The organism is Mucilaginibacter sp. NFX135 (assembly GCF_048565145.1).
In the GTDB taxonomy this organism is placed as follows: Bacteria; Bacteroidota; Bacteroidia; order Sphingobacteriales; family Sphingobacteriaceae; genus Mucilaginibacter.
On record NZ_CP183412.1, the window covers coordinates 4408124 to 4424849 of the forward strand.

General features: G+C 43.6%; 13 protein-coding genes. 6 read left to right on the forward strand and 7 right to left on the reverse strand.

All coding sequences use genetic code 11. The features are described from left to right. Window positions 1-40 precede the first annotated feature (40 nt). The gene (locus tag ACNURT_RS18285; RefSeq protein WP_419698938.1) at window positions 41-997 is read left to right on the forward strand and encodes a sterol desaturase family protein; all 957 of its coding nucleotides are present in this window, start codon (window positions 41-43) and stop codon (window positions 995-997) included. A gap of 11 nt (window positions 998-1008) precedes the next feature. Further along, entirely contained in the window at window positions 1009-1395 is a 387-nt protein-coding gene (locus ACNURT_RS18290; RefSeq protein ID WP_172335073.1) for a DMT family transporter, read from the forward strand. Between the two features lie 160 nt (window positions 1396-1555). On the opposite strand, the gene ACNURT_RS18295 is transcribed toward ACNURT_RS18290, so the two are convergent. Further along, a complete protein-coding gene (locus ACNURT_RS18295) occupies window positions 1556-3049 on the reverse strand; it encodes a flavin monoamine oxidase family protein (protein WP_419698939.1) in 1494 nt (497 codons plus the stop codon). 194 nt (window positions 3050-3243) lie between these two features. Between ACNURT_RS18295 and ACNURT_RS18300 the strand changes: the two genes are divergently transcribed. After that, on the forward strand, window positions 3244-4626 hold the full coding sequence (locus ACNURT_RS18300; RefSeq protein ID WP_419698940.1) for an MFS transporter: 1383 nt from the start codon (window positions 3244-3246) through the stop codon (window positions 4624-4626). Window positions 4627-5033: 407 nt separating this feature from the next. Beyond that, a complete protein-coding gene (locus ACNURT_RS18305) occupies window positions 5034-5912 on the forward strand; it encodes a cyclase family protein (protein ID WP_419698941.1) in 879 nt (292 codons plus the stop codon). A gap of 28 nt (window positions 5913-5940) precedes the next feature. Here ACNURT_RS18305 and ACNURT_RS18310 read toward each other — a convergent pair whose 3' ends face one another. After that, entirely contained in the window at window positions 5941-7404 is a 1464-nt protein-coding gene (locus ACNURT_RS18310) for a tagaturonate reductase (protein WP_419698942.1), read from the reverse strand. A 295-nt stretch (window positions 7405-7699) separates the two neighbouring features. On the opposite strand from ACNURT_RS18310, the gene ACNURT_RS18315 reads away from it, so the two are divergent. Then, window positions 7700-8731, forward strand: coding sequence for a LacI family DNA-binding transcriptional regulator (locus tag ACNURT_RS18315; protein ID WP_419698943.1), 1032 nt, complete (start codon window positions 7700-7702; stop codon window positions 8729-8731). 42 nt (window positions 8732-8773) lie between these two features. Here the strand turns inward: ACNURT_RS18315 and ACNURT_RS18320 are convergent, their stop codons facing one another. The 4 genes from ACNURT_RS18320 to ACNURT_RS18335 form a co-directional block, all read right to left on the reverse strand. Next, a complete protein-coding gene (locus ACNURT_RS18320; protein ID WP_419698944.1) occupies window positions 8774-9556 on the reverse strand; it encodes a hypothetical protein in 783 nt (260 codons plus the stop codon). Between the two features lie 40 nt (window positions 9557-9596). Then, window positions 9597-10334, reverse strand: a complete 738-nt coding sequence (locus ACNURT_RS18325) for an MIP/aquaporin family protein (protein WP_370995427.1) — start codon at window positions 10332-10334, stop codon at window positions 9597-9599. Window positions 10335-10370: 36 nt separating this feature from the next. Further along, window positions 10371-11876 (reverse strand): glycerol kinase GlpK, encoded by a 1506-nt coding sequence (gene glpK, locus ACNURT_RS18330; RefSeq protein ID WP_419698945.1) that lies wholly within the window; start codon window positions 11874-11876, stop codon window positions 10371-10373. Window positions 11877-11974: 98 nt separating this feature from the next. Beyond that, window positions 11975-13591, reverse strand: coding sequence for a glycerol-3-phosphate dehydrogenase/oxidase (locus tag ACNURT_RS18335; protein WP_419698946.1), 1617 nt, complete (start codon window positions 13589-13591; stop codon window positions 11975-11977). Between the two features lie 350 nt (window positions 13592-13941). Between ACNURT_RS18335 and ACNURT_RS18340 the strand changes: the two genes are divergently transcribed. After that, a complete protein-coding gene (locus ACNURT_RS18340; RefSeq protein ID WP_419698947.1) occupies window positions 13942-14301 on the forward strand; it encodes a DUF1304 domain-containing protein in 360 nt (119 codons plus the stop codon). Between the two features lie 228 nt (window positions 14302-14529). On the opposite strand, the gene ACNURT_RS18345 is transcribed toward ACNURT_RS18340, so the two are convergent. Beyond that, window positions 14530-16725, reverse strand: coding sequence for an alpha-galactosidase (locus tag ACNURT_RS18345; RefSeq protein WP_419698948.1), 2196 nt, complete (start codon window positions 16723-16725; stop codon window positions 14530-14532). Window position 16726: the final 1 nt, after the last annotated feature.

Consider the following 16726-nt stretch of genomic DNA (forward strand, 5'->3'; position numbering starts at 1 on the left):
CAACTCACCACTCACCACTCATTACTCACAACTAAAAAAAATGCCACAGGAAAAACTGCTTACCGTTACCACTACGATACTGGTTTTGTGGGTGATATTCATTATTACCTGGGAACGGGTATCGCCTTACCGTAAAGGGTTAAAATTTTTCAGGGAAGGTTTCTGGATCGATCTGGTTTGGTATACCCTGATACAAAGCTATTTTTTAAAGATCCTGATATTTGATTATATCATAGCTCCCATTCAGCACCATTTCAATTGGTCGGCCTTTCAGTTTGTAACTCATTGGCCGGTGGCCGTGCAGGTATTATTTTTCCTGGTAACGCATGATCTGTACATTTACCTGTTCCACCGCCTACAGCACCACAGCAAGTTTCTTTGGCGAACACATGAGGCGCACCATTCGGGCAAGGAGGTTGATTTTTTGTCGGGTTCACGCTCACACATCATCGAGATCATCATCAACCAAACCATTGAATTTGCACCCATTATTTTATTAGGCGCCGATCCGGCTGTGATACCTATTAAAGCCTTGCTCGATGCCATGTTTGGTATGTTTATCCATGCCAATGTAAATGTAAAGCTGGGCAAGTTCAAATATATCCTCAACACACCCGAGCTGCATCTGTGGCACCATGCCAACTACCAGGAGGTTTTCCATGCCAACTTTGCTACCAAATTTTCGATATGGGACCACTTGTTTAAATCTGCTTACGATCCGGGCCATGCACCCGGCAACGAACGCGAAAACTGGGGGCTGGGTTATGAATACCCCAGGGATTATTTTATGCAGCATGCCTTTTCGGTAAAACGCTTTGACGAAAAAAAGCTATTGAAATATAAATGGTTTGAGCGCTACTATAATCTGCGACCGAATATTTTGTCGATATTGCTGTCACCATTTGATAAAAAACGTTCAAAAGCAACTACCAATACAACGTCACAAACTATCAACACAACCATAACCACTCACCCGCAAGAAGAAATTTTGCAATAACCCCATAACCTTTGGCCTGGATATACATCATTATAGCAGCAGTATTTGAAACCGCGTGGACGTTTTCGGTCAAGTACTTTAAACTAAGCGATCTTAAACTGCTTACCTGGCACAACTTTTACCGGGTTGATGTGAGCTTCCCCTTGTTGGCACCATTGCTGGGCTATATCCTGTTTGGGGTATGTAACGTATATTTCTTCTCCCTGGCCATCAAAGAGCTCTCTACGGCCACTGCATACGCCATCTGGACCGCCGCCACACTGGTCTTCATCAAAATAGCCGAGATGGCCTTTTTCAACAAAACCATCACCTGGATGGAGGTTTTCTTTATCTCTCTCATTATGATCGGTATTATGGGTTTAAAATTTTCGGTGTCGCATATTAATCAGGTACCTTAGGGGATTGGACGGATTTTGGGAGTAAGGATCAAAGACAAAAAATAAAAACCATGTCATTGCGAGAAGGAACGACGAAGCAATCTCGTCGTATGTATGAACGCGATGAGATTGCCACGCTATTGCTCGTAATGACATGATTGTTTAGTTTGTAGTGGTGTTATCACACCTTGCCAATTTCCTGCGCCACTCGCTGTGCCGAACGGATGCAGGACTCCATTCCCCGGCTCATGTTATCGGCATAAGTACCTGCAAAATAGATGCGTCCTTCGGGCAGCATCACCTGCGGCCAGAATTTGCGCATGGTACCTATCGGGAAGGGCTGCATTTCGCAGGCCGGGGCAAACCTATCCTTTGTCCAGTCGAACGTTAAAGCCTGTTCTATTGTATCATGCTTACCCGGGTAAACTGCCCGGAAAGCAGCCAGAACACGCTCCGGCGAGATGCCTCCGGGACCAAAGGCCTTCAGAATCACCCGCTGGGTATCTACCTCATTGGTTTCTTCCCAAATAGAGGAAATATCAGGGTGTTCAAACTCCATATTGATGGTTTTAAACCCATCATCGAGCCAGAATTTTGAACTGGCCTCGAACACATAAAACGGATGCGAAGAATAACCCATGCGGTTAACCACATATTGCTTGGCCGGTGACAAGGGCGGGCTAACCGGAATATTTTTAAAAATCGGCAAGGCGATACAATTCACCAGGAAATCGGCTTTCATTTCCCCGATCTGGGCTGTACCGTAGGCTTTGTAGGATACCGTTACACCCGTGGCATCGTGTTTAATGGCTGTAACCGGATGATTGAGTTTAACCCGTGCGCTCAGGCGTTTGGCAAAAGCGATCGGCAGCTGCTCATTACCGTCTTTCAAGTGATAAGTATCGCCTTCTGATGCCGGGATGCCCCGTGATTTCATAATGGCCGATCGCCACAGCGCGTACAGGGCATTGGTAGTACTTCCGCCCAAAAACCTGAGCGCACCAGCTGAAGCACCTTCTTTTTTATAGATATGGGCTATGGGTATCTGGTCATAATCATCATAACCAACGCCAAAGGGATTATATGGATCGGTAAACTTATCGAGGTATGGTTTCAGGTAGAAATCGCTCAGGGCATGCATCGGATTTTCTGCCAGAAATTTGATCTCCTTTTCATTAAACCCGAATTTGGCCAGCACCGTAGGGTCCTTCATCATTTCGGGCGTATAAAATTTACCGCCTATCATTTTTAAGGTATGGTTATCCGGCGCGGCCTCAGAACCCTCGGCATGCGGATATGGGATGGCCTTGAGCTTAAATTCATCCACATATTCAAAAAAACGCTCGTAGCCCGGCTTGGTGATATGGTCGGCCCCGAAATCGGCATACAGGTCATCTGATAAACCATCGCGTCCGGTAAATACATGGCCACCATAACGGCCACTGGCCTCCAGTACAACTACCTCATGCCCGGCCTTCATCAGCTCATAGGCGCAACAAAGTCCAGTTATGCCCGCGCCTGCCACAATAACTTTTTTACCACTTGCTGCTATTGGCTTTTCGGCCGGTTTTGCGCTGCCTACTTCTGCCGCCCTGATGATCTGTGGACCAATAACAGCGCCGGCACCGGTCATCAGCGTGTTTTTGATAAACACCCTTCTTTTAATGTTAGTCATTCTTTTGTTTTTATGGTATCCGATAAAATGCTTAACCTGATAGGAAATTTAGCTAAATATATTATGCAAAAGGCTTTATAAAAAGCAATAAAAAAATTTATTCATATTCAATATGAATTTCATATTTCATTTAAAACCGAACTGTATTGCTTTGGCAGGCGGTATCTTTGCGTTGTAAGTCAAATACATCTATCATGGAAGAGACGGCAATAAGAAAGGGATACCCAACAAAATCACCATTTATTTTTATAGTGGGTACTACCAGCCTGGCATTTGTAGTATCGCAGTTGGATGTATCCATCGTAAACATCGCGCTGCCGCAAATATCCACCTCGTTTAAGGCCGATATCAGCGCGCTGCAATGGATAGTTGATGCCTATACCATCGCTTTCGCGGTGCTGATGCTTTCGGCCGGCGGCATGAGCGACCTGTTGGGTTCAAAAAGGCTTTTCCAGTTTGGCTTATTGGTATTTGGCATAGCATCTGCGGGTTGTGGTTTTGCATGGAACCCTTTTAGTTTGATCGTTTTCCGGGTATTGCAGGGCGTTGGCGCGGCAGCCATGATCCCCAGTTCCTTATCTATCCTAAACCAAAGCTTTGCCCATGAAGCCACCCAGCGCAGCAAGGCCGTAGCCTGGTGGACGGCCGCTGGTGGTGTATCCATAGCCGCAGGCCCGATCCTGGGCGGCCTGCTAATGCACCTAAGCAACTGGCGAATGATATTTTTTGTGAACGTTCCTATTTGTTTGATTGGCATATTGCTAAGCATCAAACTCACCGAAAGCGAAAAACACGCCAATAAAGGCTTTGATATTCCCGGTCAGTTTACCTGGATGCTGGCCCTTACCGCGCTTATTGCCGCTATTATCGAACTGCACCACCTCGGTTTTAATAATCCTGTTATTTACAGCGCGTTGATATTCAGCGCCATCATGTTCATCATTTTTCTGCAGATAGAAAGAAAAGCCAGGTCCCCTATCCTGCCGCTTGATTTGTTTAAGTCGCCAGTTTTTAATGTACTGGTATTACAGGGTATTGTATTGAATGCCACTTATTACGGAACCGTGTTTGTGCTGAGCCTTTATCTTCAAAATGTGCTTAATTACCCTTCGCTTACCGCGGGGTTGGCTTTTTTACCGCTTACTGCCGGGTTTATCATCTCCAACCTTATCAGCGGCAAACTTATGGCCAAATATGGTACGCGCGTGCCCATCATCACTGGGCTTACTATTGGCGCCATTGGTTATGCAGGCCTGCTCATTGCCCATGCCCATACACCCTACTGGCAATTGTTTATTCCTTTTATTATCATTCCAATGGGTATGGGGCTCGCCGTACCCGCCATGACCACAGGTATCTTATCCACCGTGGCTAAAACACGCTCGGGCACGGCATCGGCTGTACTAAATACCACCCGGCAGGCGGCAGGCGCCATGGGTGTAGCTGTATTTGGCGCCATGACCAACGGCGGCCCCAAGGCTATTGTGCATGCCATAACGGTGAGTTCCATTATTTCGGCCGCGGGTATATTTTGTATCCTTTTGTTGATTTATAAGTATTTGAAGATAAGTAAGTAAGATTTAGAGCTTTTTAATGGTATGTCATCCTGAACTTGTTTCACTGTTGTTCGGCATGACTTGATTTTATGGATTGATATTCTACCCAAAATTTCGTATCTTTATGTCCATACCAGCCCTGGTGTCTTATAAAAAGACACCAGGGCTGTTTTATTAAGACAGAAACAGGACCCAAAACTGACCATTTTGAATTCGGCTATTTAACAATCAATCATTTAATACTTTTTAAACTTTTTAAAACATGCAAAAAATTTGTTAAAAAGTGTTAAAATGGCGTTAAAGCTTAGTTAAAACGCATAAAAACAAAGCCTTTTTATCCTGTTTTGACTAAAAAAATGTTAAAATTAAAGGTTTAAAAAGTTTTTTACCACCATATTCATCCGATCACCAAACGCAAGCGAATCACCATGCCCGATAAAAGAGTAGTTTTTGATTTCGATATTTCCTTCACCAATGGCGGCGGCATACAAGGCCAGGATTTCCGGCTGGATATTGCCGGCGATACTATCAGCGACCAGGAGCTGGCCGACTATATAGTAAACGATATGCAGCTGCTTATGGTAGGCAAAGTTGATATCCTGAACAAATATCACATCGAAGAAAAACACAAGCGTCAACCAGTTAATATTCAGCCTAATGACAAATATATCGACCTGAGTCACACCATTTTCGATGGCCTGGTAACCTATAAAGGTCTGCCTTCGCCCATTATTTGCGATTACCTGAGCCGGGAACAATCCAAAGCCAACTATGAACCGGGAACAGAATTCCAGATAGGAAAAATAGAAATGGTGACCAATACGGGTACCTATATCGATTGTCCTTTTCACCGTTTTGAACATGGTAAAGATCTATCTGAAATAGAACTGGAACGGTTTGCAGATCTCGATGCTATCACCATCAACGCCGAAAACGCAACCGAAATCGGTAAAGACTATTTTACCGGTAAAGAGATCAGAAACAAAGCTGTATTGGTTTATACCGGCTGGGCAAGACACTGGAACACAACACAATACTTTGAAAACCACCCCTACCTTACAGCCGATGCAGCCGAATATTTAAAAGAGTGCAATGTAAAACTGGTGGGTATAGATAGCCATAACATTGATGACACCCAGGGTAAAAGTCGACCTGTACATACCATTTTACTGGGAGCCGAAATCCTGATATCCGAGCATTTATGTAATCTGGATAAATTACCCGAGAGCGGCTACAAATTTAACGCTGTACCTCCAAAATTTAAGGGAGCTGGCACATTCCCGGTAAGGGCGTATGCCAGCTTTTAAAGGCAAAAATTAACCTATAGACCTTAACTTATTTGAAACTGTTAAACAGCTTGATCACCGCGTCTTTGAATCCTGGCAAAATGGTAAGATCGGTATCCCAAAGTTCGGTATTTGTCAAAATCTGGTGTATGGCTATATTAGTTTCTGCATTTGCCCAAACCGTGGCAAAATACCCGGCAAAACTGTCGGTAACTTGATACTCCCGGTTGTTTATTATTCCGGTATAATGACCATCGTTAGTTGATTTAATCTGCATAAAGCGGATAAAGGCAGCAAAACCAAGTACCATATGTTCAGGAACAGTATTATGTAGTTTATAGTGATTCAATAATAAAGGGATCACCCTCATTTTGATCTTAGTGGTGTATTGTACCGAAATGCTCAACCATTCATGTCTGATGTACGGATTACGAAACCTATCGAGCACTTTGCCGGCAAAATCGGTCGCTATGTTTTCATCGACTTTATACGGAATGGCAGGCAAGATCTCCTTAAACATCAATGGTGTGATGAAACTTATAAAAGATTCATTACTCATGGCTTCTTTCACCGTAGTAAAACCTTGCAAAATGGCCCAGGCACAGCTTAAAGTGTGCGTTCCGTTCAGCAAACGCAGTTTAAGCTCTCTGAATAATTCAATATCAGACGTTATAACAACACTTTCATCAACCTCATGAAATGACAATACGGACCTGATATGATCATCCCCTTCAATGGCCCATAGGCTATATGGTTCTGCTATAATGCTCAGATTGTCTGTATAGCCACTTTTTGCTTCCAGCTCATCGTTTAGTGTCTTATCGGGCCTTCCGGGTACTATACGATCAACCAATGAATTGCAAAAGCGGTTATGACTTTCCAGCCAATCCATAAACGCCGGCTCCAGCTTATTCAGATGTGCCAGTTCAAGTACAATCGACTCTAATTTTTTACCATTATCTGTTATCAGCTCAGTTGGAATAATGACCAGTCCGCTATCTGCACTGCCATTAAAAGCCTGGTATCGTTTATATAAAACGGCCAGTAATTTTCCAGGATAGGATTCAGGAGGATGCTTGCTGATGTCTTCTTTTACAAGTTTAATACCAACCTCTGTGGTATTTGAAATGATCACCTGTAAATGAGGGCTTTGGGCAACTTCCAAAATAGCATTCCAATCGATTGCGGCTGATAATACACGACTAATGGCCGAGCATATAACCTGCTCATTTATTTCTTGTCCGTTTTCAATGCCTTTTGTGTAGATAGTGTATAAACCATCCTGTTTATCAAAATCAGTTGCCGAACCCGTGTCGGTTGATTTTACAACTACTATCCTGCCGTTAAAAACACCTTTACAATTGGCTTTATCAATAAAATAATCGGGCAAACCGCGTAAAAGCACTCCGGTGCCAAATTGCAATACTTTTTCAGGCAATTCAAATATTTGTCCGTCAGGAAGGCCTGGTACAGGCAAATTAATTTTGTTTAAATTATATCTTGATAAGATCATGTACTCAGTAAAAAAGATGGATTTATCGGTTCTTGTTGGTTTATGGTTATTGGGATAATAAGCATTACAGCTCAATTACCAAACAAGGTTAAGTACAAGTAAGTAATAAAAAAAAGATATGGCGTACTAAAACCATGCAAACGTTCCCGGAAACGTTTGCATAACTTAACGAGTTCAATTGTACCCAAACAGGCATGGGAGATCTGTAATTTTACACTAACTTAGCCTTGTAACAGTGAATCCTTATTGTAAACCAACGTTCATGCTGGCCCTTGAAACACCAGTGCGCTAAATTATGTTTGAATCTTATACCATTAAAGATATAGCAAAGGCCCTGGGCCTGTCAACATCAACTGTATCAAGGGCCTTAAATGGCAGTTACGAAATAGGTGCAGAAACCAAGAAATTGGTGCTGGAGTACGCTGAAAAGGTAAATTACCGGCCAAATCCTATAGCGCTTAGCCTGAAAGAACAAAAAAGTCACTCTATTGGTGTTGTAGTATGTGAAGTGGCCAATACTTATTTTTCGCAGGCTATTAATGGTATTGAATCAATCGCCTACAATCGCGGGTACCATGTTATTATAACCCAAACGCATGAGTCATTTGACCGCGAGTGCACCAATGTAAAGCACCTCTTGTCGCGACATGTAGATGGTTTATTAGTTTCCTTATCTGCCGAGACAACCGATACTTCACAATACCAGTATCTGCATGAAAAGGGGTTTCCCATTGTGTTTTTTGATCGCGTTGCGGCAGATGTCCACACACACAAAATAATAGCCAATAACTTTAAAGGATCATTTGATGCGGCCGAACTCTTAATCAGTACAGGTTTCAGAAAAATAGCCCATTTAACCAGCTCCAATAACCTGCTGATCAGCAGGGACAGGTTTAGTGGTTTTAAGGCGGCCCTTGACAAACATAACCTTGATTTTAAAGCAGGTTATTTAAAGCACTGCAATCACGGCGGTATGATACAGGACGAGGTTGAATTTGCTATTAAAGAACTACTGAGCATGGAAGAGCGCCCTGAAGCTATTTTTGTAGCCAGTGACCGCCTTACCATTAGCTGTATGCACATACTTAAAAAGCTGGGGATTAAGGTTCCTGACGATATAGCCATTGCAGGCTTTACCAACTCTGATGTGGCTGAGCTGTTTGATCCGCCGTTAACTGTAATACGGCAACCGGCCTTTCAAATAGGTCAGCTGGCTACCGAAATGCTGATCAAAACCATTGAAAGCAAATGGCCTGTTGAGGAATTTACTACAGAACTGGTAGAAACCGAGCTGATTGCCCGGGCATCATCTCAAAAGCTCCGTTAAGCTTATTGTTCGGCAAAAAATCCTCAACAGACCAATAGTCACTTAAAAAGCATTGATAATTAATTGCAATGCGCCATATTTATGCTCCGGGCTAAACATAGCTGTCGCGGAAATTGGCATGTGGTAATTGAAAAGTACCAGATCTTTATTAAACGTTAAACCTGCGTTCACAATATTGGGCTTTGACCCGTAAAAATTTTGATCGCGGCCAAAGGCGAAAGCGCCTGCTGCAAAAATGTGCACATCAGAATTGCCCTCTTTCCATAGCCTGTAATCCAGTATAACATAATTGGAATAGGCATTACCTAAATCGCCATTGCTTTTTACATAGGTATCCCGTCCCTGCACAATAGTACTCCAATTGATACTTAGCGGAAACGAGTCTTTAAACTGATAACCTACTGTAACGTCAATAAAGTGCGATGTACTTGCTTTATTATAGTTAAACAGATCGGCATTGGGATAATTGGTAAAGTTATTGATATCCCATACAGAAGCGCTAAAGCCCGATTTTTTATCTTTATAGCTTACGTAATAGTCAAACTCTTTGTAATCGCCAGTAAAACCGGTACCACCCCAAAAACCAACGGCAAAGCTGCCATCGCGGGTGGTATAATGCATATCTACGTCTGTAATGGGCGCGTTTGATACCTTAAACCCGCGCCATATATACAATGACCTTATCTGTAAGTTAACATCAAGCGGTCGGTATTTTTTTACAACAACTGAGTCTTTTTTTCTTGCTGTAGTATCCTGGGCCCTGCTTTGAAGACAAAGGCATAGCCCAAGTATGGCCAAAAGGCCAACTTTATAAATCGTTTTCATAAAACTCGGTTTTAAAAAGAAATAATAATTAGTTTATATGTTAATGGCTCATGGCCAGGCTGGTGTATAAAAAAGCAGCTATAGCGGCACCAATAACAGGGCCGATAACAGGTATCCAGGCATATGCCCAATCACTGGTACCTTTGCTTTTAATGGGTAAAATAGCGTGCATAATGCGTGGACCCAGATCTCGGGCAGGATTAATGGCATAACCTGTGGTACCACCAAGGGATAAACCAATTACCCAAACCAACAAAGCTACAGGCAATGCTCCTACCGATCCTAATCCAACAGGCGTTTTGCTTGGCGTGATCTCTGCACCGGAGATATAAAAAATGGTGAATAGCAGCACAAATGCGCCAATGATCTCGCTTGCTATATTTGATTTATAGTTACGGACTGCCGGTCCGGTGCAAAAAACAGCTAATATCCCACCTGGGTTATCGGTGCGTTGAAAGTGGTCGTAATACATCAGCCACACTAAAAAAGCGCCTATACAAGCCCCTAAAAGCTGCGCTGCTATATACATTGGCACGCTGGCCCAGGCAAATTTACCGGCTATAGCCAGGGCTATAGTTACTGCCGGATTTAAGTGCGCCCCGCTGTATGGCCCTGCAACAACTACGCCTACAAAAACAGCCAGCCCCCATGCGGTGGTGATAACTATCCAGCCGCTATTATTCCCTTTGGTATCATTTAAAACAACGTTGGCAACTACGCCATCGCCTAAAAGTATAAGCAACATGGTGCCTAACAACTCAGCTATGAATGGTGACATATTGATATTAAAATTAATGGTGAATAATCAAGTTAATTAAGCATCAGGCAGTTCATCGGTCCAGGATTGAGCAGCGTGAATAGCTTTTTTCCAGCCTTTAATACCTTGTTTAATTGCAGGCAGATCAGCTTCGGGAGTAAATTCCTTTTCTGATTTCCACAGCTGTTGTATTTCCTCTACGCTTTCCCAGTAACCAACCGCCAAACCTGCCAGGTATGCGGCTCCCAGGGCCGTTGTTTCAACCACATTCGGCCTGATCACTTTACAATTAAGCAGGTTTGATTGAAACTGCATCAACAGGTCATTCGCTGTAGCGCCACCATCAACCCTTAATTCTTTAATCTCCATCCCACTATCAGCCTCCATCGCTTTTAATACATCCATAGTTTGGTATGCTATCGATTCTAACGCCGCACGTGCTATGTGAGATGCGGTACTTCCCCTACTCAAACCGACAATAGTACCACGTACATCGGGTTTCCAGTAAGGTGCGCCCAGGCCGGCAAAGGCTGGTACAAAATATACACCCTGCGTATCCTCAACAGCCAAAGCCAGTTTTTCTACGTCGGCAGATGTTTTGATAATGCCCAAGCCATCGCGCAGCCATTGTACAACCGCACCACCAATAAATATACTGCCCTCAAAAGCGTATTGGATCTTCCCGTTAATTTTCCAGGCGATGGTGGTTAACAGATTATTTTTTGATTCGATAAATTTATCGCCAATATTCATTAACATAAAACAGCCTGTTCCATAGGTATTTTTAACCATGGCCTTCTCAATACACATCTGACCAAAAAGCGCAGCATGCTGATCGCCCGCGATACCAGCGATAGGAACTTTGGATGCAAAAATAGTTGTTGCTGTTTCGCCATATACCTCACTGGATTGTTTTACCTCTGGCAACATACTTTTAGGTATATCCAATAAAGCGATGAGTTCATCATCCCATTGCTGGGTTTGGATATTGAAAAGCATGGTTCGGCAAGCATTGGTCACATCAGTAATGTGTACATGGCCACGGGTAAATTTCCATACCAGCCAGCTGTCTACAGTACCAAATGCCAGTTCGCCTTTTTCGGCTTTTGCACGGGCACCTTCTACATTGTCCAGTATCCACCTGATCTTTGATCCGGAAAAATAAGCGTCGATCACCAGTCCCGTTTTGGAACGGATCATATCCTCATGGCCATCATGTTTTAATTTGTCGCAAAAAGCAGCAGTACGGCGATCCTGCCAAACAATGGCATTATATACCGGTTCGCCTGTATTACGATCCCATACAATAGTAGTTTCACGCTGATTAGTGATGCCTATAGCTTTCAGATTGGTACCGTTTATACCCATCTTAACGGTGGCTTCTGCTGCTACACTGGCCTGTGTCGACCAGATCTCGTTCGGATCATGCTCAACCCAACCCGATTGCGGAAATATCTGTTTAAATTCTTTTTGGGCAACCGATTTAATTTGCCCCTTGTGATCAAATACGATAGCTCTTGAACTGGTAGTTCCCTGGTCTAATGCTAAAATGTAATCTTCCATAATTTACGTTTTTCACTGGTTTTAATTTGGTTATTTATTCAACTTCCCCCTAACCCTCTCCACCCCGGTAATTATCGGGAGAGGGTTCAAAAAGCAATTTACATCCTCTCTTTTGGAGAAGATTTAGGTGAGGCTTGATAAGGTTCAAGCAGGTAGCCGTTGGCTAAAAAGGTAAAAGATGCTACCTGCTCCTTCTCCCAGGCGGCATCTTTGTTTAATTCTTTGGCTATCAGGCTGGCCACAAGCGGGGCCATATCAATAGCCGCACGGGCATTGAGAAATAAGGACCTTACACGGCGCGCCAGGATATCTTCCACATTGCGGGCCATTTCGTGTCTTACTCCCCATACCACCTCTGCCTGTATATAAGGCATATCTGGGTGCATTTTTTTGCCCCATTCCGCGTTTTCATTTACCAATGCCAGCAAAGCATTCTCATCGCTGCCATACACATATAAATGATCATTGCGGTTTACATCGAGCTTACTACCGTGTATCGACAGATCTTTGGTCATACTTGGTTTGGGATCCAGCTTACCTACCTCGATAGCTTTATTAATCGTATCTTCTCCCATCCTGCGGTAAGTTGTCCATTTACCCCCTGTAATCGTGATCAAGCCAGAATCAGATACCAGCAGTTTATGGCTCCGGGAAATTTCCTTTGTTTTGGATGAGTCGCCTTCCGGGGCAGCCAGTGGACGTAAACCGGCAAATACACTGAGTACATCATGGCGTGTTGGCGCTTTGGACAGGTATTTTTCAGCTGTCCGTATAATAAAGTCTATCTCTTCTTCCAATGCCCGTGGTTCCAGGCTATGCTCATTGAGCGGGGTATCTGTTGTACCTACTACCAATTTATCGTGCCATGGAACGGCAAACAGCACCCGGCCATCTTCTGTTTTAGGGATCATAATAGCATCCTCACCTGGCATAAATGACCGGTCGAGTACCAAATGCACACCCTGACTTGGCCTAACCATTGGTTTTTTGCCAGGCTTATCCATCTGCAGCAGATCATCAACAAATACACCTGTGGCGTTAATAACCGTTTTACATTTGATGGTATAAGTTTGATCAGTTTCCATGTCAGTAGTAATTACCCCGGCTATTTTCTGCTGATCATCTTTAATCAGGCTAACCACGCGAAAGTAATTCAGTACGGTCGCGCCTTGCTCAAGCGCGGTTTGCGCAAGATTTACCGCAAGCCTGGAGTCATCAAATTGGCCGTCGTGATATACTACACCACCCCGTAAACCTTTTTGATTGATGGTAGGCAGCTTATTGATCACTTCTTTTTTGGAGATATGTTTTGCACGCCCAAATCCAAGTTTACCGGCCAACAGATCATACAGAGTTAAGCCGATAGTATAAAAAGCCCCTCCCCACCATTCATAGTTCGGAATAACAAATGATTCGTTTTTTACCAGGTGAGGTGCATTTTTAAGCAGCAGACCGCGTTCATGCAAGGCTTCACGCACCAGGCCAATATCACCCTGGGCAAGATAACGCACACCGCCGTGCACCAGTTTAGTGCTCCGGCTGGATGTGCCTTTTGCAAAATCAGCCTGTTCTAATAACAATGTTTTATAGCCCCTGGAGGCAGCATCAACCGCGGCACCTAAACCGGTGGCACCACCACCTACTATAACCACATCCCAAATTTTATTAGGATCGGTTATGGATTTTACAATATCGCTTCTGTTAATTGCAACCATGATCTTTATATTTTTGTATTTTATCAATCAGTTTCGATTCACATATCAAAATTATAAATAATAACAATTAGAAACAAAACAAAACTAACTAATAATTAATTTTTCACAAAAATCGAATACAAACTCCATTTTATAATAAATTTTCCATCAAAACAATACAAATTGAAATATAATTGAAATTAAACGAAACAAAACGAACAAACAAATCAGAATTTATTTTAATAAAATGAAGCGTATCATAAATCAAATTGACCACCTAACTCAATAGATGCAAGGCGCATTGGTCTAACAGAATCAAGACTTTATATATTACACGCATTTCACTACATTTATCATAAATCATTAAACCTATGGATCTTATTATCAAAATACTTATTGGTCTGGTAGCCCTTATACACTGTTATATATTATGGCTGGAAATGTTCGCCTGGACAACACGCGGACCTAAAGCCTTTAACAAACCACTACAGGAATTGGAAAAGAGCAAAGTTTTAGCCGCAAACCAAGGTTTATACAATGGTTTTTTAGCGGCAGGCTTGATCTGGACATTTTTTATCAGTGATGCCCGCTGGCATACCAATGTTGCCTTATTCTTCCTGATCTGCATAGCCGTGGCTGGAGTTTACGGGGCACTTACCGTAACCAAAAAGATATTCTTTATCCAGGCGGTGCCCGCGTTGCTGGCCATCATTCTTATCCTGACCAGGTAAGAAAAACTTTTTAAACCTTAAATTTTAACACTTTCCGGCTCAAAAACGAGGCAAGACAGCTTATAAGCTATCGAAAAAACCTCATTTTAACACTTTTTAACAAATTTCAACCCAGTTTTGACGAGTTTTTAAAACTTTAAAAAGTATTAAATAATTGGCCATCAAATATGACATGGTTTTTATATTTCGTCCTGGCTCCTTGTTCCAAAAATCCTTGCTTCTAAAACCTTACCTGATCTGTACCCAGGTGTAACTTTCGGGTTTCAGGGTAATGGTGCAGGTTATTTTGTAGTCCCGGCTTAGTGAGTATTTCTTTACAGGCCCCTCCTGTTCCTGAACGGTAGCAGTACTGGTTAGCCCTGTATAATACAAGGGAATACTGATGGTACGAGTGATAGCTTGCTTTAACGGATTGTACAACATCAGCATACCTTTGGTTTGTAAATTCGGGTTCACGTGCAATATGCCATCCCAATCGCGGCCATCAGCCCGGCGCAGGTGGATGATCTGCGAGTTGAGGATATCGCGGTATTTTTTGTACCAGTTAATTACTTTGATGACGGTTTGCTTAGTGACCTCCGTATCATATAAACGCGGACCACGATAACAAGCTTGCACCCCTGCCCCGTAATACTGGATCATCAATTGTTCGTAATCTTTCAGGTGATCTTTCAAAGGTTCTAACACAGCCTCCGGGCCGCCGCCCTGGTATTTCGTGAGCGGCACAAATCCCCAGCTCATGGACGCCGTTTTTTCCCAGGTACCGTCAAAAATGTTCTGCCGGTTCAGGATCATCTGATCTTCGCGCGGCAGCGAGAAATTCACTTCGCGATAGCCGATCGCTATTTTATTGGTACCATCTAAAAAATACCAATCGGGCGCATTGATATATACCCCTTTTTGGTGCAGAGAATGGTACAGCTCCTTTTGGATCTCCATTTGCCGCCATTGCGAATCGTCCAGCCCCCTATGGCCTGGATGGGTTGTTGACGCGCATACGTCGCCGGGATAAGGGCCATCATTTTCCCAGATATCAAAATCTGTTTGCGCATAAAAGGTTTTGATCTTATCGCGGTAAGCCAGTCCCCATTTACTGCCAAAACAGGGTGCATTGCCAAAGAAAGCACCGCCCGGTTTTCCCGTTTTGGGGTCGATCACATCATCCGCATCACTTATCCTGCGCGAGCTGAACAGGGAATATCCGCCTATGAAAATCCCTTTACTATGCGCGTATGCAGCCAGTTGTTTCCATCTTTTGATATTTGCGGCAGAGGTATCCTCCATATTACAATGGCTGCCGAAACTCAGTATCAGGGCCTCGTACCCGGTTGCCGCGCATTGGTCTATCGCGGCGCGTACCTCCTCATCATTGCGACTCACCAGGTGCATAAATATGGGGTTAGCGGTTGTCCAGGGAACTACGGTATTGTACATGGTACGAATGGCCAGCCCACGGCGTTCCCTGTCATAACTATCCATCAGCAGTTCATTGGTACGTACTGAGTTAAAAACCTCCCCTTTTTGCAGATCGATACCGGGCGCTTTATCAGGGTAGATCTCCAGCAGGCACGGGGTCTGATAATCATAATTTACCTGCGAGGTATAGGTTGAATCGGCTTTCCAGTGCGTGGTTTGATCGCTCAGATCGTACCGCATGGCATTGTTAAAGGCGTAATTTGTTTCGAGATAGATACCCTGTGGCTTGGCCATATTGGCGGGCGTACCCACCACGGCGCTCTGTTCTTCAACCATACCCAGCACCTCGCTAACCACCCGGTTGATCTTAAATGACTGATCGCCACTATTTTTTATACTAAGCGATTTAATAATCAGTGGTAATCCATCATACAGCTCGTAACTTACGATAACTTCCAGGCACGCTAACTCAGGCGCGCCGGACTGATAGTAAAAATCTATCTGCCGGCCACCAGGTTGTTGATGATTGCTTGCCCAGAACTTACTTTTCCAGTTAAGCCGGGACGCCAACATCTTGATCTCGAAACGCTTAAACTGAAAATCATTTATACCGGCGCTGAAATGATCGATCCACTCGGGCAAAAGATAAGCGTTCTCTTTCTGCCCTACCAGCCCACCTACATTATAAGTTTTGCCGTTAATGGTTAAACGAGCCTCGGGCTTAACCGACCGTAACAACTGCTGCCCGTTAATGAGGTTGGTATAATCGGTACAAACCAAATTAGAGCTCAGCCTGAAGGTTCTTTTAACCAACCCATTATTCAGCACGATCTCTTTACCAGAGGCTGTAGCTTTGATCACTGCCTTATAAGCGGTTGGGTTGAGCAGCCAATCGGTCTGCGGTTTTGTTTGAGCATTAACGGGAACGCGCGACCATGTCAGCACCAGGAACATCATCACCACGGCGAATGCGTATTTCAAATGGTTATTGGAGTATATCTTCATCATT